At 67.9% G+C, this 17,210-nt stretch carries 17 protein-coding genes; 15 read left to right on the top strand and 2 right to left on the bottom strand.

The annotated features are described in order from the left end of the window. The first annotated feature begins 69 nt into the window (after nucleotides 1–69). The 4 genes from PWF70_RS12440 (at nucleotide 70) to PWF70_RS12425 (ending at nucleotide 4,845) form a co-directional block, all read left to right on the top strand. Nucleotides 70–606 (top strand): FxsA family protein, encoded by a 537-nt coding sequence (locus PWF70_RS12440; RefSeq protein ID WP_006360377.1) that lies wholly within the window; start codon nucleotides 70–72, stop codon nucleotides 604–606. A 65-nt stretch (nucleotides 607–671) separates the two neighbouring features. Beyond that, nucleotides 672–2,312: an amidohydrolase gene (locus PWF70_RS12435; RefSeq protein WP_035751605.1), complete on the top strand. Its 1,641-nt coding sequence runs from the start codon at nucleotides 672–674 to the stop codon at nucleotides 2,310–2,312. Continuing rightward, nucleotides 2,309–3,991 (top strand): apolipoprotein N-acyltransferase, encoded by a 1,683-nt coding sequence (gene lnt, locus PWF70_RS12430; protein WP_279938661.1) that lies wholly within the window; start codon nucleotides 2,309–2,311, stop codon nucleotides 3,989–3,991. Before PWF70_RS12435 ends, lnt begins: the two co-directional genes overlap by 4 nt. A gap of 8 nt (nucleotides 3,992–3,999) precedes the next feature. Continuing rightward, nucleotides 4,000–4,845: a polyprenol monophosphomannose synthase gene (locus tag PWF70_RS12425; protein WP_035751607.1), complete on the top strand. Its 846-nt coding sequence runs from the start codon at nucleotides 4,000–4,002 to the stop codon at nucleotides 4,843–4,845. A 71-nt stretch (nucleotides 4,846–4,916) separates the two neighbouring features. On the opposite strand, the gene PWF70_RS12420 is transcribed toward PWF70_RS12425, so the two are convergent. After that, nucleotides 4,917–5,261, bottom strand: a complete 345-nt coding sequence (locus PWF70_RS12420) for an RNA polymerase-binding protein RbpA (protein WP_006360373.1) — start codon at nucleotides 5,259–5,261, stop codon at nucleotides 4,917–4,919. Nucleotides 5,262–5,542: 281 nt separating this feature from the next. On the opposite strand from PWF70_RS12420, the gene PWF70_RS12415 reads away from it, so the two are divergent. From PWF70_RS12415 to PWF70_RS12390, 6 genes are all read left to right on the top strand, one after another. After that, a complete protein-coding gene (locus tag PWF70_RS12415) occupies nucleotides 5,543–5,827 on the top strand; it encodes a hypothetical protein (protein ID WP_005199987.1) in 285 nt (94 codons plus the stop codon). Continuing rightward, the gene (locus tag PWF70_RS12410) at nucleotides 5,824–6,921 is read left to right on the top strand and encodes a DUF475 domain-containing protein (RefSeq protein ID WP_279938662.1); all 1,098 of its coding nucleotides are present in this window, start codon (nucleotides 5,824–5,826) and stop codon (nucleotides 6,919–6,921) included. Before PWF70_RS12415 ends, PWF70_RS12410 begins: the two co-directional genes overlap by 4 nt. Before the next feature lie 215 nt (nucleotides 6,922–7,136). Beyond that, nucleotides 7,137–7,358 (top strand): DUF3263 domain-containing protein, encoded by a 222-nt coding sequence (locus PWF70_RS12405; protein ID WP_006360370.1) that lies wholly within the window; start codon nucleotides 7,137–7,139, stop codon nucleotides 7,356–7,358. A 54-nt stretch (nucleotides 7,359–7,412) separates the two neighbouring features. Then, nucleotides 7,413–7,742, top strand: coding sequence for a hypothetical protein (locus PWF70_RS12400; RefSeq protein ID WP_035751610.1), 330 nt, complete (start codon nucleotides 7,413–7,415; stop codon nucleotides 7,740–7,742). Then, nucleotides 7,739–8,473 (top strand): VOC family protein, encoded by a 735-nt coding sequence (locus PWF70_RS12395; protein WP_035751611.1) that lies wholly within the window; start codon nucleotides 7,739–7,741, stop codon nucleotides 8,471–8,473. The genes PWF70_RS12400 and PWF70_RS12395 overlap by 4 nt, the downstream gene beginning before the upstream one ends. A gap of 92 nt (nucleotides 8,474–8,565) precedes the next feature. After that, nucleotides 8,566–9,537 (top strand): oxygenase MpaB family protein, encoded by a 972-nt coding sequence (locus tag PWF70_RS12390; protein ID WP_006360367.1) that lies wholly within the window; start codon nucleotides 8,566–8,568, stop codon nucleotides 9,535–9,537. 82 nt (nucleotides 9,538–9,619) lie between these two features. Here PWF70_RS12390 and PWF70_RS12385 read toward each other — a convergent pair whose 3' ends face one another. Next, a complete protein-coding gene (locus PWF70_RS12385) occupies nucleotides 9,620–10,723 on the bottom strand; it encodes an NAD(P)/FAD-dependent oxidoreductase (protein ID WP_006360366.1) in 1,104 nt (367 codons plus the stop codon). Between the two features lie 69 nt (nucleotides 10,724–10,792). On the opposite strand from PWF70_RS12385, the gene PWF70_RS12380 reads away from it, so the two are divergent. From PWF70_RS12380 to PWF70_RS12360, 5 genes are all read left to right on the top strand, one after another. Further along, a complete protein-coding gene (locus PWF70_RS12380) occupies nucleotides 10,793–12,022 on the top strand; it encodes a glucose-1-phosphate adenylyltransferase family protein (protein WP_035751613.1) in 1,230 nt (409 codons plus the stop codon). After that, complete coding sequence (locus PWF70_RS12375) at nucleotides 12,001–13,701, top strand: phospho-sugar mutase (protein WP_286352628.1); 1,701 nt, start codon at nucleotides 12,001–12,003, stop codon at nucleotides 13,699–13,701. The genes PWF70_RS12380 and PWF70_RS12375 overlap by 22 nt, the downstream gene beginning before the upstream one ends. Nucleotides 13,702–13,740: 39 nt before the next feature. Next, complete coding sequence (locus PWF70_RS12370; RefSeq protein WP_042376310.1) at nucleotides 13,741–14,163, top strand: helix-turn-helix transcriptional regulator; 423 nt, start codon at nucleotides 13,741–13,743, stop codon at nucleotides 14,161–14,163. Nucleotides 14,164–14,192: 29 nt separating this feature from the next. Continuing rightward, nucleotides 14,193–14,603, top strand: a complete 411-nt coding sequence (locus tag PWF70_RS12365; RefSeq protein ID WP_035751617.1) for a VOC family protein — start codon at nucleotides 14,193–14,195, stop codon at nucleotides 14,601–14,603. A 170-nt stretch (nucleotides 14,604–14,773) separates the two neighbouring features. Further along, nucleotides 14,774–17,185, top strand: coding sequence for an ATP-binding cassette domain-containing protein (locus PWF70_RS12360; protein WP_286352627.1), 2,412 nt, complete (start codon nucleotides 14,774–14,776; stop codon nucleotides 17,183–17,185). Nucleotides 17,186–17,210: the final 25 nt, after the last annotated feature.

The following is a 17,210-nucleotide window of genomic DNA, read 5'->3' as shown; positions in this document are numbered from 1 at the left end:
CGTTCGTTAACCTGCCAGACCCTGACGTCGAGGGTGCCCACAAGGCACCGAAAGACAGGTGAGACGACCATGGCACTCCGCTACTTCGCCGTGTACGCGCTGCTGGAGATCGCCGCCTTCGTGGCGATGGCGGTATGGCTCGGGTTCGGCTGGGCCGTGCTGATCAGCATCGCGGCCGGCGTCCTGGGGTTCCTGACGCTGCGCTGGCAGGGCCGCAAGGTGTTCGGCGAGTTGCGCCGCGCCGCCAACAACGAGGTCGACGCACGGGCGCCGCTGGCCGACACTGCGCTGGTCGCCGCCTCGACGATCCTGCTGGTCATCCCGGGTGTCGTCTCGACTCTCGCCGGCATCCTGCTGCTGTTCCCGCCGACCCGCAAGGTGTTGCGCCCGGTCGTGGTGGCCGTGGGCGCGAAGCGGATGGCGACCGCGATGGACCGCGCGGGCCTGTACGCAACCGGCGTCTACGGCAGCCGAATCCGCGGTGGCGGCGTCCCCGGTGGTGGGACCGTCGTCGACGGCGTGGTTGTGGAGTCCGACACCCCCGGAACCGGCTTCGGCCCAGGAACCACACCGATGACCACCCCGCAGCTGCCGCCCACGCGCTGACCTGGGCACGCCCCGCCCGACCCCTCCCGGCCACATTCACTCACGGCAAGGCAGACTGAACGATCGTGGCAACCCAACTGCTTCTCGGCGGTGCCGTGTACTCGGCGGCCGCCCCCGACGCGACCGCGATGGCCATCACCGATGGGGTGGTGGTGTGGGTCGGTACCGATGACATCGGCCGGGCTCTCCACCCGGATGCGGAGATCGTCGACCTGAACGGGCTCTTCGTCAGCCCGGGTTTCGTCGACTCGCACGTGCACCTCACGTCGACCGGTCTCTCGCTCGACGGTCTCACCCTCAACGAGGCGACGAGCCGGACGCACTGCCTGCGTCTCGTCGGGAAGGCGGTGGCCGACGACGCCGCCGCCGGCCACGACGAGGGCGACCTGCTCTGGGGTCTCGGCTGGGACGACTCGACCTGGGAGGGCCCCGAACCCGAGGACGGCCGGTTCCCGACGACCAGCGAACTCGACGCCGTGGTCGGTGGCCGCCCGGTGTACCTGGCCCGCGTCGACGAACACTCCGCGGTCGCCTCGACGGCACTCCGTCGTCTCGTCCCGGAACTCGCGGGCGCCGTCGGCTACCACCCGGAGGAGCCGCTTGTCGCCGAGGCGCATCATCTCGTCCGCGGTGCGGCCCGCCTCCTCGTCACCGCCGCACATCGTGAACGGGCGCAGCGTCGTGCGCTCGACGTGGCCGCCGCGCACGGTGTCGTCGCCGTCCACGAGAACGGCGGCCCCGACATCAGCGGTATGGACGACTTCCTGGCCATCGCCGACCTCGACCACCCCGTCGAGATCCGCCGCTACTGGGGACAGACCGTCACCGACGCCGACCACGCGGCCGAGCTGATGACCATCACCCGCGCCCACGCCCTCGGCGGCGACCTCTTCATCGACGGCGCGATCGGGTCGCACACCGCGTGGCTCAACGAGCCGTACACCGACGCCCCGGACACCCGCGGCATCAGCTACCTCGACATGGAGACGATCCGCGATCATCTCCGCGGCTGCACACTGGCCGGTATCCAGTCCGGTTTCCACGTCATCGGTGATGCCGCCACCGGTGCCGTCGTCGCCGCGCTCACCGAACTCGCCGACGAGCTGGGCACCCCGGCGATCGCCCGCTGCGCACACCGGCTCGAGCACGCCGAGATGGTCACCGCCCGCGACGCGGAGGTCCTGGCGCGCTGCGGCGTCATCGCCAGCATGCAACCGCACTTCGACGCCGAATGGGGCGGCGAAGGCGACCTCTACGACGCCCGACTCGGCAAGGCCCGCGCCGCAACGCTCAACGACTTCGCGATGCTCGCGAAAACCGGTGTGGCACTCTCGTTCTCGTCTGACGCTCCGGTCACGCCGATCGATCCCTGGTCGACGATCCGGGCCGCCGTGCACCATCATCAGCCGACCAACGCGATCTCCGCACGCGGCGCCTTCGCAGCGGCAACCCGCGGCGGCTGGCGCGCCGGCGGCATCAACGACGGTCTCACCGGCACCCTGACACCCGGGGCGCCAGCGAGCTACGCCGTCTGGGAGGTCGACGACCTCGTCGTCGCCGGCTCCCACGAGAAGGTGCAGCGCTGGTCCACCGACCCGCGTTCCCGTGTGCCCGCCCTGCCGGACGTCTCCCCGGGAGCCGAACTGCCGCGGTGCGTCCGGACCGTCCACCGCGGACAGGTCCTGTACGACCGGGCCGTCGGGTGAACGCCACCGACACGATGACGTCCGCCGAGGAGACCGAGGCGCGTTCGCGTCGCTTCACCCTGACCTGGGACTGGAGTCTCCGCACCCTGGCCGCGATCGTCGCCGGTCTGGCGATGTGGGCGGCCTTCCCGCCCCGCAACTGGTGGTTCCTCGCGGTCTTCGGGCTCGGCGTGCTGTTCACCGCCCTGTACGTGCGGCGCCCGCGGGTGCGCACGGGTGCATGGGTCGGCTTCGTCTTCGGGCTCGCCTTCTTCATCCCGCTGCTGCCGTGGATCGGCGTCTATGTCGGGCCGCTGCCGTGGCTCGCATTGTCGGTGCTGCTGTCCGGGTACCTCGCCCTGTTCGGCGCGATCGCCACCCTGACCATGCGACTCCCGGTCCCGCCGGTCTGGTTCATGGTCTCCTGGGTGCTCGTCGAAGCCCTGCGATCGGCGTTCCCGTTCGGCGGGTTCCCTTGGGGGAGAGCCGCTTTCAGTCAAGTCGACGGCCCACTGCTACCACTGGCCTCCGTGCTGGGCGCCCCCGGGCTGTCCGCCGGCGTGGCGTTGTTCGGCGCGTCGGTCGCCTGGATGCTGATCATCCTGGTCTCCGCCTATCGCCGATCCGCCCGATCGGCGGCGGCGCTCAACGGTGACCAGCCCTCGGGTTTCGTGCGGGTCGCGACCCTCGCCGTCGCCATCGCGCTGCTCGCACCCGTGGCGGCGATCGCCCTCACACCGGCCACCATCGACCGCACCATCTCGTCGGAGTCGGTGCACATCGGGGCGGTCCAGGGCAACGTGCCCCGACTCGGCCTGGACTTCAACGCACAGCGTCGTGCCGTGCTCGACAACCATGTGCGCACCACCATCGGCTACGCCCAGGCGATCGACGCCGGCCTCGCCGCCCCGCCCGATTTCGTGCTGTGGCCGGAGAACGCCTCGGACATCTCGCCGCTGGACAACGCCGACGCCGCCGCGGAGATCACCGCCGCCTCCGAGGCGGTCGGCGCCCCGATCCTCGTCGGCACCCTGATCCGCAACTCCGACGGCCGCCCCACGAACTCGGTGCTCGTCTGGGACGGCGCGAAGGGACCTGTCGACCGCTACGACAAACACATCGTGCAGCCGTTCGGCGAATACCTGCCCTGGCGCCCGTTCTTCCGTCTCTTCTCGTCGTATGCGGACATGGCCGGCAACTTCAAGCCGGGCACCGGTCCCACCGTCGTGGACGTGCCCGGCCGCTCGGGTGAGGTCACGGTGGGAGTCGCGACCTGCTGGGAGGTCGCCTTCGACCGTGCGGCGCGCCAGTCGATCCGCGACGGGGCGCAGATGCTTTTCGTCCCCACCAACAACGCGACCTTCGGCCGCACCGAGATGACATACCAGCAGCTGGCGATGTCGCAGGTGCGCGCCGTCGAACACGGACGTGCTGTGGTCGTCGCCGCGACCAGCGGTGTGAGCGCGATCATCGACGCCGACGGCTCGATCACCGAACAATCCGGCGTGTTCTCCTCGGACGTGCTGACCAGCACCCTCCCGCTGCACAACGGAACGACCCTCGCGACCCGCCTCGGGAGGTGGCCCGAGGCGCTCGCGATCGTCGTGGCGGTGGGTGGTCTTTTGTTTGCGCTGGCCTCGCGTACTAGGTTCACACTCAAGCCACGCAGGGACGCCGCACGGGCGTCCGGTGACATTTAAGGAGCTCGATGGCATCGGGGATTGACGCCTCGGCAGGACAGCGGCAGTCAGGCGACGCGCCGCAGCCGGTGGTCGGCGCCGACGGAGCGGGCGCACTGGTCGTCGTGCCGACGTTCAACGAGCGCGACAACCTGCCGGTGATCGTCGAACGCCTCCAGGCCGCCCTGCCCGGCGTGCACCTGCTGGTGGTCGACGACTCCAGTCCGGACGGCACCGGCGAGGTCGCCGAGAAGCTGGCCCGCCAGGACGCCGAGGCACACGCCGAGAAGGGCGAGGAGTCGGGTCGCATCCACGTGCTGCACCGCGAGGAGAAGGACGGCCTCGGCAAGGCCTACCTTGCCGGTTTCGCGTGGGGCCTGAGCCGCGACTACCCGGTCATCGTCGAGATGGACGCCGACGGCAGTCACGCCCCCGAACAGCTGCACCGCCTGTTCGACGCCATCAACGACGGCGCCGACCTCGTGATCGGATCCCGGTACGTTCCCGGCGGCAAGCTGGTGAACTGGCCCAAGCACCGTGAGTTCCTCTCGCGCGGCGCCAACACCTACGCCCGCGTCGCTCTCGGCGCCAAGGTGCACGACATCACCGCCGGCTTCCGCGCCTACCGGCGCAGCGTGCTGGAGAAGATCCAGCTCGACACGGTCGAGTCGGCCGGTTACTGCTTCCAGATCGACCTGGCCTGGCGGACCGTGCGGGCCGGGTTCGATGTCCGCGAGGTGCCGATCACGTTCACCGAACGTGAGCTGGGCGTGTCCAAGATGAGTGGTGGCGTCATGTCGGAGGCCTTCACGATGGTCGCGCGCTGGGGCATCCAGAGCCGCCTCGAACGCCTGGGCCTCGTCAAGAACTCCTAGCTCGGCATACACATACAGACCGGCCCGGCAGGTGTTCCTGCCGGGCCGGTCTGTATGTCAAGCGGTCGGGCTCAGTGCGAGATGCCCTTGCGACGTTGTTTCAGGAGGTCGAGGCGCTCGTTGAGAAGCACCTCGAGCTCTTCCTCGCTGCGACGCTCGAGCAGCATGTCCCAGTGGGTGCGCGGCGGCTTCGTCTTCTTCTCCTCGGGCTCTGCGCCCTCGAGGATCGTGCCTTCCATACCGTTCTTGCACGGCCACTTCGACGGCACCTCGGCGTCGTCGGCGAAAGGCACGTCGAAGATCTCACCGTTGTCGGTGCGGTACTGGACGATGCGACGTGGCGCGAGGTCGTGGTCGCGATCGGTCTCGTAGCTCACCGCGCCGAGGCGGCTACCCCGAAGTACTCGATCTGCCATGAAGGGTTCCTCTCAAAGCTTCGTCAGATTCTCAGTTTGCCGGATCTATCAGCTGTGTTCACGCGGCGTTCACCATCGAACGCAGCCAACTGAGTCGTCAACAGGAACATTCTACGCGCATTCCTCCCGGTGGCTCGCCACCGCCGACGACCCGTGTTGCCGGTGGCGGCCGCCGGACGTGCCGTGCCGGTCTCCGGGCGTCCGATCGGGGTACCGTCTCCGATGTGGAACAGGTCTCCCATCACCGGCGCCGCCCGTACAACTGTGCCTGGTGCGGCTCGATGATGGTCGACTCCGAACTCGGCCGGCGCCGCAAGTACTGCAAGCGTTCGTGCAGGCAGCGCGCCTATGAGCAGAGAACGCTCCTCGAGGGCACGTCCATTCCCGCCGACGCCGTGATCCTGTCCGCGGCCGAGGCCGCGGACTTCGGGGACCGGATGTTCGCCCTCCGCTGCGCCGCGGAGGACCTCGGCACCGCGGTCGCCGAACGCGCCGACCACGATGTCCTGGCAGAGCTGACCGACACCCTGCTCGAACTCGCGAAGGAAGCCGAGAAGCTGCGGTGATCACGCGCATCTTCGGCCTGTCCGCCGTCGTCTCGGTGGCGGCGCTGATCGTCGCCTATCTCTACCTCGGCTGGACCGGGCTCGCGCTGTGCGCCATCCTCGGCGTGCTCGAGGTGTCGCTGTCGTTCGACAACGCCGTCATCAACGCGACCATCCTCGAGCGGATGTCGGAGTTCTGGCAGCGCATGTTCCTGACCGTGGGCGTGCTCATCGCGGTCTTCGGGATGCGTCTGCTGTTCCCGCTGTTGATCGTCTGGATCACCGGCGGCCTGAATCCGGCCGAGGCGCTGCGGTTGGCCACCAACCCACCGCCGGAGGGGCAGACCCACTTCGCCGACGGCCAACCCAGCTACGAGACGATCCTCACCGAGGCGCATCCGCAGATCGCCGCGTTCGGTGGCATGTTCCTGTTGCTGCTGTTCCTGAACTTCGTGCTGACCGAGCGGGAGCGCACCTGGCTGACGTGGCTCGAGCGCCCACTGGCCAAGATCGGCAAGCTCGACCAGCTACCGGTCGTGCTCGCGTCGACCGGCCTCGTGCTCTGCGCGGAGTACCTCGCGTCCGACGACATCAGGGCCACCGTCCTGATCGCCGGGATCCTCGGCATGGTCACCTACATCACCGTCGACGGACTCAGTTCGCTGTTCATGTCCGACGGTCCGGAACACGACGAGCCGGGTCCGACCCGAGCGACCAGGGCGACCGGCAAGGCCGCGTTCTTCCTCTTCCTCTACCTCGAGGTGCTCGACGCGTCCTTCTCCTTCGACGGCGTGATCGGCGCGTTCGCGATCACCTCTGACCCGATCATCATCGCGCTCGGCCTCGGTTTCATCGGCGCGATGTTCGTCCGGTCCATCACGATCTACCTCGTGCGTACAGGCACGCTGGGGGAGTACCGGTATCTCGAGCACGGAGCGCACTGGGCGATCGGCGCGCTCGCCGTCATCCTCCTTCTGGGCGTGAAATTCCATGTCGACGAGATCGTCACCGGCCTCGTCGGAGTGGCGTTCATCGGTGCCTCGCTCGCGAGCAGCATCCGGGCGAATCGACGCGACTCACGACGCCCGAAAACCCCGTCTTCGGTGAACGCCTGATGCCCCGATCGGAAGCGTTCGACGGGAATCCATGACCTTCCGGTGAACGTTCTGAGACACATTCGAATCACCTCGGTCACTTACTCCCGACTGTCCGGCGACAGGTGTACAAAGGACTCCGTCGGTGACGTGCGTCACGCACGATCCCCGGGATTGCGCGACCGGGGCGAGGTGCCCCGGCACTACTTCGCAAACAGCACACAGTTGGAGGTGGAATGAACGACAGGCAGCAGCAGATGATCCAGTTCGAGAAGTACTGGTACCCGCTGGGCGGTGGGTCGTCGAAGCAGATCATCGAGGAATTCGGGCTGTCTGATCGAGATTTCTTCACCGAGCTCAACCGGATCGTCGACGCCGATCCGCCGGAGGCCCTGAGCGCCGCCGAGCTACGCCGTATGCGTGAGGTCATCCGCCGTCGTCTGTGGATGGCCCGCTAGTCACGCGCCGGGCGCGGTTCTGCCGACGATCCGCGGTGAGGGGATAATCGATCCGTGCCCTTCTCCGACGACGATCTCGAATCGTTCTACCGCGAGATCGAGGCACGGACGGCTTTCCACGAGCTTATGCACCGGCGCCCCGCGGCGCGAGCGGAGCGTCGGATCGAGGCAGCCGAGTGTCCGACACCGGACAAGCTTCCCTTCTCGTCGCCGGCCGATGCGCTCGACGGCATCGACCGCATCAAGCGGCGAGCGCTGGGCACCCTGTCACTCCGCTACTACGAGTGCATGTGCGGTGCCTGGCACATCACCAGCTCGGCGCGGCTGACGTACCGACCCACCCCGCCGGGACCCCGTAGGCGGAAGGGTAAGAAGAAGCGGTGATCCCGCCGAACCCGTTCCCGACCGCGATCGTCGAACTCGCCTGCGCCGACCCCGCACTCGCCGCCCGTACTCACGCGAGCCTTCTCGGTCTCTCCGGTACGCCCGATGCCGATTCGCCGGCAGTGGTTCTCGGGAACACCGAGCTCCGGTTGCGTCAGGCACCCGCCGGGGATGCTGATGCCGAAGCCGATCACCGGGTGTATTTCACGGCCGACGACCTCCCGGCGATGCACCGGCTGCTGGTCCGACGCGGCTTCCCCGTGGTCGAGTCGACGCTCGGGGTGTTCGGCGAGACGGCCCCGCTCGGTGTCGCCGCCCGTGAGGCCGTGGGGGAGTCGACACATGCCGGGGATGTGACGGGGATGGACCACCTCGTCTTCACCTGCGACAACCGCGATCGGGCGGTCGCGCTGTTCGGCGGCGTGTTCGGCCTGGACTTCCGGCTCGACCAGCCGCTCGGCGACAACGCCCGGCAGCTGTTCTTCCGCGCCGCTGACCTCATCGTCGAGGTCGTCACCGCCGCGACCTCGACCGAGCCGCCGACCCCCGCTGCGACCTCGCTGTGGGGTGTCGCCTGGCGGTCCACCGACGTCGAGGTGACCCACGCGCGTCTGTCGTCTGCGGGTTTGGCACTCAGTGAGATCCGTACGGGCCGCAAGAAAGGCACCCGCATCTTCACCGTCCGAGAACGCGCCCTCGGCACCCGCACGGTCATCATCGGTCCTGCTTGAGTGCCGAAACCTGGGTTTTCGGCGCCCCCTGCGCTAATCTGACTACGAATGTTGTCGAAAGACACGCTGTCGAAAACGACGTTGGGGGCACCATGACCGCGGTACACGACGAACCGACGACCGCCGCACTCGAGGACACCGATCGCCTGATCAACCACCGTGACGACGAGATCGAGCTGATCCCGCCGGATTCGCTGACCGCGCAGCTCACCGGGCTCTACACGTTCCTGCCGATCAACGGTGCCGCGTTCGTGATGCAGGTGATGCATCCGGTGATCGGCGATGTCGTCGACAAGTACTCGGTGTTCCGCACGGACCCGGTCGGGCGGGCGATCCGGTCCGCCGACTCGGTGCTGCGCTGGACCTACGGCGGTCAGGAAGCCATCGCCGAGGGGCACCGCCTGCGGAAGCTGCACCAGCCGCTGCAGATGCGCAACGCCGAGGGCAAGCACATCAGTGCGCTCAACCCGGAGGCCTACGCGTGGGTCATCGCGACCGCATTCCCGACGATGACCACGGCCGCGCCGCTCGTCCTCGGCCGTGAGTTCACACTCGAGGAGCGCACGGAACTACTCCGCGACAACCGTCGCATCGCGAAGATCGTCCAGGTCCCGATGAAGGGCTACCCGGAGACCCTCGAGGAGTTCGAGGAGTACTTCGACGACTTCGTCGAGAACAAGCTGGTCCGTCACCCGGTGGCGATCGAACTCATCGAGCAGATGCGTGCCGCCCCGCCGGTGCCGAAGACCGTTCCCAAGGCGCTGCGCCCGGCCGTCAAGAAGGTAGCCGCCACCGCGTCGGTCCCGTTCCAGGATTTCAACTACCTCACGACCGTCGGCGTCATGGATCCGCGCGTGCGCGAGATCCTCGGGCTGACGTGGACCAACGAGGAGCAGCGCCACCTCGAGAAGATCCACCGTCGCCTGCGGTTCGCCTACCGCACCCTGCCCGAGCGTGCGACCTACTTCCCGCTGGCCTACCACGCCCGTCGCCACCACGACGCGATCCAGGCCATGAAGAAGCGCGAGAAGCAGAGCGCCGCTTACCAATACGCCGCCAAGTAGCTCCGCTCACGGGTCGCTCACGATCTCCGTTCCCGCTCACGCGGAAATCGTGAGCCGGTACAGAGATGATGAGCGGTTCGGCTCAGAGACCGAGGACCCCGACGACGTACTCGCCGATCGCCAGGCACGAGGTGATGCCTGGCGACTCGATGCCGAACAGGGTGACCAGCCCGGCGTGCCCGTGTGTGGCCGGCCCGTGGATGGTGAAGTCCGCGGTCGCCTCGCCGGGGCCGCTGGTCTTGGGTCGGATTCCTGCGTATGCGGGAGTCAGTGTGCCCGAGGGCAATCCGGGCCAGTAGCGGCGGATCGACTCCTCGAACCCGGCCAGGCGTGTCTCGTCGACCGAGTAGTCGAGCTGCTCGCCGTCAACCCACTCCACGTCCGGGCCGAAGCGCGCCGCACCGGCGAGGTCCATGATGAAGTGCACGCCCAGTCCGCCGTCGACCGGCACGGGATAGACCAGGTGCTCGAATGGTGCTCGTGCACCGGACAATCCGAAATAATTGCCCTTCGCCAGGTGTCGCGGCGGGATCGGACCGTCGAACCCGTCCAGGGAGCGGGCAACGTCCCACGCACCCAGCCCGGCGCAGTTCACGAGCATCTTCGCCGACGCCGAGCCGGCCTCCGCAGTGTCGACGGTGACTCCGCCGCTGTCGACGCGCCCGCCGATCACCCTGCTACGCAACGCCACTGCGCCGCCTGCGGACTCGAGGTCCCGTCGCAGAGCCCGGACCATGCCGTCGACGTCGACGATCCCGGTCGACGGCGACAGCAGCGCGGCCACACCGTGCACATCTGGTTCCAGTTCGTGCAGTTCGGCACCGTCGATCCGTCGCAGATCGGCGACACCGTTCGTCAGTCCGTGCCGGAGCAGTACGTCGAGCCGGTCGGTCTGGGCGTCGTCGGTGGCCACGATCAGCTTGCCCGGGCGACGCCAGGAGACGCCGTGCTCGTCGCAGTACCGGGTGAGGAGTTCACGACCCCGCACGCACAACCGCGCCTTCAGACTGCCCTCGGGATAGTAGATCCCTGCGTGGATGACCTCCGAACTCCGCGAGGTCGTCTGCGTACCGACCGAGTCGGCCGCCTCGACGACGATCACCTCGCGCCCGGTCGAAGCCAGCGCATGAGCCACGGCCAGACCCACGATGCCGCCGCCCACCACCAGGCAATCGGTCCGTTCCACCGGGTTCTCCCTTCTCCTCGCCCATCCGATCATCCCGGTACAGATCGAGGTCTCGGGCACACTGGGCTGATGCGGCACTCTGATGTTCTCGCGATCGTGCAGGCCGGTGGGCGTGGTTCCCGGATGGAGGTGTTGACCGATCGACGGGCCAAACCGGCCCTGCCGTTCGCGGGGAACTATCAACTCATCGACTTCCCGCTGTCGAACCTGCACCACAGTCACGTCGACGACGTCTGGCTGTGCGTCCAGTACGAGGCGGAGACGCTGACCCAACTGGTCGCCGGCGGGCGCCCCTGGGACCTCGACCGCACGAGCGGCGGACTGCGGATCGTCATTCCCGAGCAGACCGACGCCCCGGAGACCGAGGACGGCTTCGCCACCGGCAACGCCGACCTTCTCTACCGGATCCGCGACCGCATTGCCGAACACGGACCGGCCGAGGTGATCGTCATGAGCGCCGACCACGTCTACGATTTCGACTTCCGCGACGCCCTCGACACCCACCGCAGCCGCGGCGCCGAATGCACCATCGTCACCACGACCTGTTCGCTGGAGGAGGCGTCCCAGCACGCCACGGTCACCTCCCGCCGCGACGGCACCGTCCGCGAGTTCCGCTACAAGCCCGACCGTGCGACGACCCGCACGATCGCCACCGAGATCTTCATCTACGACCCGCAGGTGCTCATCGAAGGACTCGAAGGCCTGGTGCGCGAGACGACGGTGGGTTCGGCCGAGGACGACACCGGGCTCGGCGACTTCGGCGAACACCTCGTGCCGTGGTTCGTCGACCGCGGAAAGACGGTTGCGCACGCGATGTCGGGGTACTGGATCGACGCCGGCCGGCCGGAGACCTACCTGCAGGCACATCGGGATCTGATCGACGGCAGGATCGACGTCTTCCGCGCCGAGCGACCGGTCCTGACGAACCAGCCGCAGCGCGCCGCGGCCCGGATAGAAACCGGGGCGGTCGTCGAGGACAGCCTCGTCAGCAGCGGCGCCCACGTGTGCGGAACCGTGCGACGCAGCGTCCTCGGACCGGGCGTGGTGGTGGAGAAGGGGGCCACCGTCGTCGACTCGGTTGTCTTCGCGGACTCCGTGATCGGCACCGGGGCGTCCGTGTCGTGGTCGATCCTCGACGAACGGGTCCGGGTGGGGCCGCGGGCGACGATCGGTGGCCATCCCCGAACCCGGCCGGTGCCGACCGAGAAGATCACGCTCGTGGGGATGGACACTCAGATCCTCCGGGGAGCGAAGGTCGCTCTCGGCGACCGCGTCGAATGTCACCGCCGGATCCGCTGACTGATAGCGTCGCGCGGGTGATCGAGACCGCGCGTACCTGGCGAGACCACGACCCGGATCCGGCGACCCGCGCCGAACTCGCCGGCCTCATCGAGGCAGCCGAATCCGGAGACGCCGCGGCCGCCGCCGATCTCGACTCCCGATTCCGCGGCCCGCTGACCTTCGGTACCGCAGGGCTGCGAGGCGAGGTCGGGGCGGGGGAGACCCGCATGAACGTCGCGGTGGTCACCCGCGCCACGTACGGCCTCGGCCGCCACCTCATCGAGACCGTCGGGCCCGATGCGCGCGCCGTCATCGGTTGCGATGCCCGGTACGGTTCCGATGCTTTCCTTGACGCCGCCGCCGAAGTCCTTGCCGCACAGGGCGTCACCGTGATGACGCTCCCTCGTCGGCTACCGACGCCGGTGACCGCGTACGCCACCCGCGCGCTCGACTGCGATGCCGGGGTGATGATCACCGCGTCGCACAATCCGCCTGCCGACAATGGCTACAAGGTGTACCTCGGTGGCCGCGCCACCGACTCTGCCGGTCGTGGCGTCCAGATCGTCCCGCCCGCCGACGAGCAGATCGCCGCCTTCATCGACTCCGCGCCGCCGGCTGACGAGATCACCCGCGACGCCGCCTCGGTCGTCGCCCTCGACGGTACGACTCTCGAGGCGTACATCGCCCGGGCCGCCGCACTCCGGCCCGGCACCGGCCCCAGCCCGGTGCGCGTCGTCCTGACCCCGATGCACGGCGTCGGCGGTTCGACGGCACTCGCCGTGTTGAGCGCTGCAGGCGTCACCGACGTCCACGTCGTCGACGACCAGTTCTCTCCCGACCCCGATTTCCCGACCATCCCCTTCCCGAACCCGGAAGAACCCGGAGCCCTCGACCGTGCTCTCGATCTCGCCCGCCACGTCGACGCACATGTGGTGATCGCCCTCGATCCGGACGCCGACCGCTGCTCGGTCGCCACCCCCACCGACCGTGGCTGGCGGCAGCTCACCGGCGACGAAATCGGTTGGCTGCTGGGCGAACAGGCCGCCCGCGACGCCGGTCGCAACGGGAACACGCTCGCCTGCTCGATCGTGTCGAGCCGGCTGCTGGGGAAGATCGCCGGCCATCACGGACTTCGGTTCGCGGCGACCCTCACCGGCTTCAAATGGATCGCCCGGACACCGGATCTGCGATTCGGCTACGAGGAGGCCATCGGGTACTGCACCGACCCGGAGGCCGTGCGCGACAAGGACGGGATCTCTGCAATGGTCCGGGTCATCGGTCTCGTCGAAGAACTCGCCGCCGACGGCCGCACACTCGTCGACCTCCTCGATGACCTCGCCCGACGCCACGGCCTCCACGCGACTGCCCCGCTGACGATTCGCGTCGACGACGTCGCCGAGATCGGACAGATGATGGACCGGTTACGCACCACGACGATCGACGCACTCGCCGGCTCCCAGGTCGTCGAGGTCCTCGACCTCGCCACGGGTTCCGGCGACCTTCCGCCCACCGATGCACTCGTCCTCCGCACGGCCACCGACGACCGGGTCATCGTGCGGCCGTCGGGGACCGAACCGAAGCTGAAGTGCTACCTCGAGGTCGTCCTCGATTGTGCGGACACCGAGGTCCCGCACGTCCGCGCCGCCGAACGGCTCCAGGAGCTCAGCGCCGACATCGCCGCAGTTCTGCGCGGCTGAGTGGGTCCCGCGCGCCGGTTGACGATCTACGATCGACGGGTGCCCCGATCCGATTCCGACCAGCGGTTGCGTGACCTGACCCTGCTCCGACAGGTCCGTGACCGGATCGACCGTGAGTACGCGCAGCCGCTCGACGTCGAGGCGCTGGCGCGGGGCGTCAACATGTCGGCCGGGCATCTGAGCCGTCAGTTCCGTAAGACCTATGGTGAGTCGCCGTACTCCTACCTGATGACCCGCCGCATCGAGCGGGCGATGACGCTGCTGCGCCGGGGCGATCTCAGCGTCACCGAGGTGTGTTTCGAGGTCGGCTGTTCGTCCCTCGGGACGTTCAGCACACGGTTCACCGAGCTCGTCGGGGTACCGCCGACGGTGTATCGCGAGCAGTCCGCCGATGCCACCGACGGAATCCCTGCGTGCATGGCCAAGAACATCACCAGACCGATCAGGAATCGAGAAGCGTAGCGGGGGTGAGGATGCCTAGCCTGACATCCATGAACATCAGCATCCAGTACGCATTCCTCCCACACACCGATGGCGAAGCAGCTCTCGGCTTCTACCGCGACATCCTCGGCTTCGAGGTCCGCAAGGACGTCGGATACGAGGGCATGCGTTGGCTGACGGTCGGCCCGCCGAATCAGCCGGGCACGTCGATCGTGCTGTACCCGCCGGCCGCCGAACCGGGCATCACGGACGCCGAAAGGCAGACCATCCTCGAGTTGATCGCCAAAGGCAGCTACGGCGCGCTCACCCTCGCCACCGAGGACCTCGACGGACTGTTCGAGAAGCTGCAGGCCAGTGGCGTCGACATCGTGCAGGAGCCGATGGACCAGCCCTACGGCGTCCGCGACGCCGCGGTGCGGGACCCTTCCGGCAACCTGATCCGTATCGACCAGGCGGCCTGAAAGGTGTGCGGCGCCGGTCGATTGCCGCCACGTGAAGCGCTCGCCGGGGGAGTTGCCGAATCGCCGATGACTCTCCTGGTTGGATCGAGTCAGACCAGTACGCCAACGGAAATCCTGCCCGATCACGACGATGGCTGCGCACCGAGACGCGCCGCCGCGATGGAGACACGATGAGCCCTGCCTCGCGCACGAAGTCGACGCCCCGATCCGCCCCGGTCGACGAGTACGACACCCATCCCGCCGACACTCACGACCGCATCCGGGTGCACGGGGCCCGCGAGAACAACCTCAAGAACGTCGACGTCGAGCTGCTCAAACGGCGGTTGACCGTGTTCACGGGTGTGTCGGGGTCCGGTAAGAGCTCTCTGGTCTTCAGCACGATCGCCGCCGAATCGCAGCGTCTGATCAATGAGACGTACAGCGCCTTCGTGCAGGGCTTCATGCCGTCGATGGCCCGGCCCGATGTCGACGTCCTCGAAGGACTCACCACGGCGATCATCGTCGACCAGGAACGCATGGGCGCGAACGTGCGGTCGACGGTCGGCACCGCTACCGACGCGAACGCGATGCTGCGAATCCTGTTCAGCCGCTTGGGGAAACCGCACATCGGTTCGCCGCAGGCGTTCTCGTTCAACGTCGCGTCGATCAGCGGCGCGGGTGCGGTCACCGTTGAGAAGGGCGGCCAGAAGGTCAAGGAGCGCCGCAGCTTCTCGGTCACCGGCGGCATGTGTCCGCGCTGTGAGGGCCGCGGCGATGTCTCCGACTTCGACCTGACCGCGCTCTACGACTCGTCGAAGTCACTCAACGAGGGCGCCCTGACGATCCCCGGTTACACGATGGACGGCTGGTACGGGCGGATCTACCGCGGCTGCGGCTACTTCGACCCCGACAAGCCGATCGCCAAGTACACCAAGAAGCAGCTCAACGACCTGCTCTACAAGGAACCGACGCGAATCAAGGTCGACGGCATCAACGTCACCTTCGAGGGTCTGATCCCCAAGATCCAGAAGTCGATGCTGAGCAAGGACCGCGAGGCGATGCAGCCGCACATCCGCGCCTTCGTCGACCGCGCCATCACCTTCCAGACCTGCCCGGACTGTGAGGGCACCCGACTCACCGCCGAGGCCCGGTCGTCGAAGATCAATGGCATCTCCATCGCCGACGCCTGCTCGCAGCAGATCAGCGATCTGGCGCAATGGGTCGCCGAACTCGACGAACCGTCGGCGGCGCCCCTGATCAAGTCGCTCCGCGAACATCTCGACGCATTCGTGGACATCGGCCTGGGCTATCTGTCCCTCGACCGCCCGGCGGGAACGCTGTCGGGCGGTGAAGCCCAGCGCACCAAGCTGATCCGTCACCTCGGATCGTCACTCACCGACGTCACCTACGTCTTCGACGAGCCGTCGATCGGATTGCACCCTCATGACATCGCGCGCATGAACGACCTCCTCCGGGCCCTACGCGACAAGGGCAACACGGTGCTCGTCGTCGAGCACAAGCCCGAGGTCATCGCCATCGCCGACCGCGTCGTCGACCTCGGTCCGCGAGCCGGCACCGACGGCGGCGAGATCGTCTTCGAGGGCACGGTCGAAGAACTCCGCGCCGCCGACACCCTGACCGGCCGTCACCTCGACGACCGCGCGTCGGTCAAACCCGACGTCCGCACACCCAGCGGTGCTTTCGAGATCCGCGGCGCGAACATGCACAACCTGCAGAACGTCGACGTCGACATCCCGCTCGGTGTCCTGGTCGTGCTGACCGGCGTCGCGGGGTCGGGCAAGAGTTCGCTGATCACCTCGTCGGTCGCCGGCGCCGACGGCGTGGTCTCGATCGATCAGACGGCGATCAAGGGTTCGCGACGCTCCAACCCGGCCACCTACACCGGACTGCTCGAACCGATCCGCAAGGCGTTCGCCAAGGCCAACGGCGTCAAACCGGCTCTGTTCAGCGCCAATTCGGAGGGCGCCTGCCCGAACTGCAACGGCGCGGGTGTCGTGTACTCCGACCTCGCCATGATGGCCGGCGTCGCGGCCCCGTGTGAGGTGTGCGAGGGCAAGCGTTTCCAGGCCGAGGTCCTCGAGTACACCCTCGGCGGCCGCAACATCAGTGAGGTCCTCGAGATGTCGGTGGCGCAGGCCGAGGAATTCTTCGCCGATGGTGATGCCAAACTACTTGCAGCGCACAAGATCCTGCGTCGCATGGTCGATGTCGGACTCGGCTATATCAAGGTCGGTCAGCCGCTGACGACCCTGTCCGGCGGCGAACGCCAGCGTCTGAAGCTGGCGACGCACATGGGGGAGAAGGGGGACGTCTACATCCTCGACGAGCCGACAACCGGTTTGCACCTCGCCGACGTCGAACAGCTCCTCGGGCTGCTCGACCGGCTCGTCGACTCGGGTAAGTCGGTGATCGTCATCGAGCATCACCAGGCGGTGATGGCGCACGCGGACTGGATCATCGATCTGGGCCCCGGTGCCGGCCACGACGGCGGTCAGATCGTTTTCGAGGGGACTCCGGCGGACATCGTCGCCGATCGATCCACCCTGACCGGACAGCATCTGGCCGAGTACGTCGGAGCCTGATTGCCCGGAGTTCCGTCCTGCCCAG

The sequence above is a fragment of the Gordonia sp. Swx-4 genome, from assembly GCF_030316175.1.
Taxonomy (GTDB): domain Bacteria; phylum Actinomycetota; class Actinomycetes; order Mycobacteriales; family Mycobacteriaceae; genus Gordonia; species Gordonia alkanivorans.
This window is presented reverse-complemented; position numbering and strand designations above follow the sequence as displayed.

What these genes read in the sequence shown, in the direction of transcription:
- PWF70_RS12380 (WP_035751613.1), top strand. Translation starts at nt 10,793, where the DNA reads ATGCGGCACTCTGATGTTCTCGCGATCGTGCAGGCCGGTGGGCGTGGT.
- PWF70_RS12365 (WP_035751617.1), top strand. Translation starts at nt 14,193, where the DNA reads ATGAACATCAGCATCCAGTACGCATTCCTCCCACACACCGATGGCGAA.
- PWF70_RS12415 (WP_005199987.1), top strand. Translation starts at nt 5,543, where the DNA reads ATGATGGTCGACTCCGAACTCGGCCGGCGCCGCAAGTACTGCAAGCGT.
- PWF70_RS12360 (WP_286352627.1), top strand. Translation starts at nt 14,774, where the DNA reads ATGAGCCCTGCCTCGCGCACGAAGTCGACGCCCCGATCCGCCCCGGTC.
- PWF70_RS12440 (WP_006360377.1), top strand. Translation starts at nt 70, where the DNA reads ATGGCACTCCGCTACTTCGCCGTGTACGCGCTGCTGGAGATCGCCGCC.
- PWF70_RS12420 (WP_006360373.1), bottom strand. Translation starts at nt 5,261, where the DNA reads ATGGCAGATCGAGTACTTCGGGGTAGCCGCCTCGGCGCGGTGAGCTAC.
- PWF70_RS12405 (WP_006360370.1), top strand. Translation starts at nt 7,137, where the DNA reads ATGAACGACAGGCAGCAGCAGATGATCCAGTTCGAGAAGTACTGGTAC.
- PWF70_RS12425 (WP_035751607.1), top strand. Translation starts at nt 4,000, where the DNA reads ATGGCATCGGGGATTGACGCCTCGGCAGGACAGCGGCAGTCAGGCGAC.
- PWF70_RS12375 (WP_286352628.1), top strand. Translation starts at nt 12,001, where the DNA reads ATGTCACCGCCGGATCCGCTGACTGATAGCGTCGCGCGGGTGATCGAG.
- PWF70_RS12390 (WP_006360367.1), top strand. Translation starts at nt 8,566, where the DNA reads ATGACCGCGGTACACGACGAACCGACGACCGCCGCACTCGAGGACACC.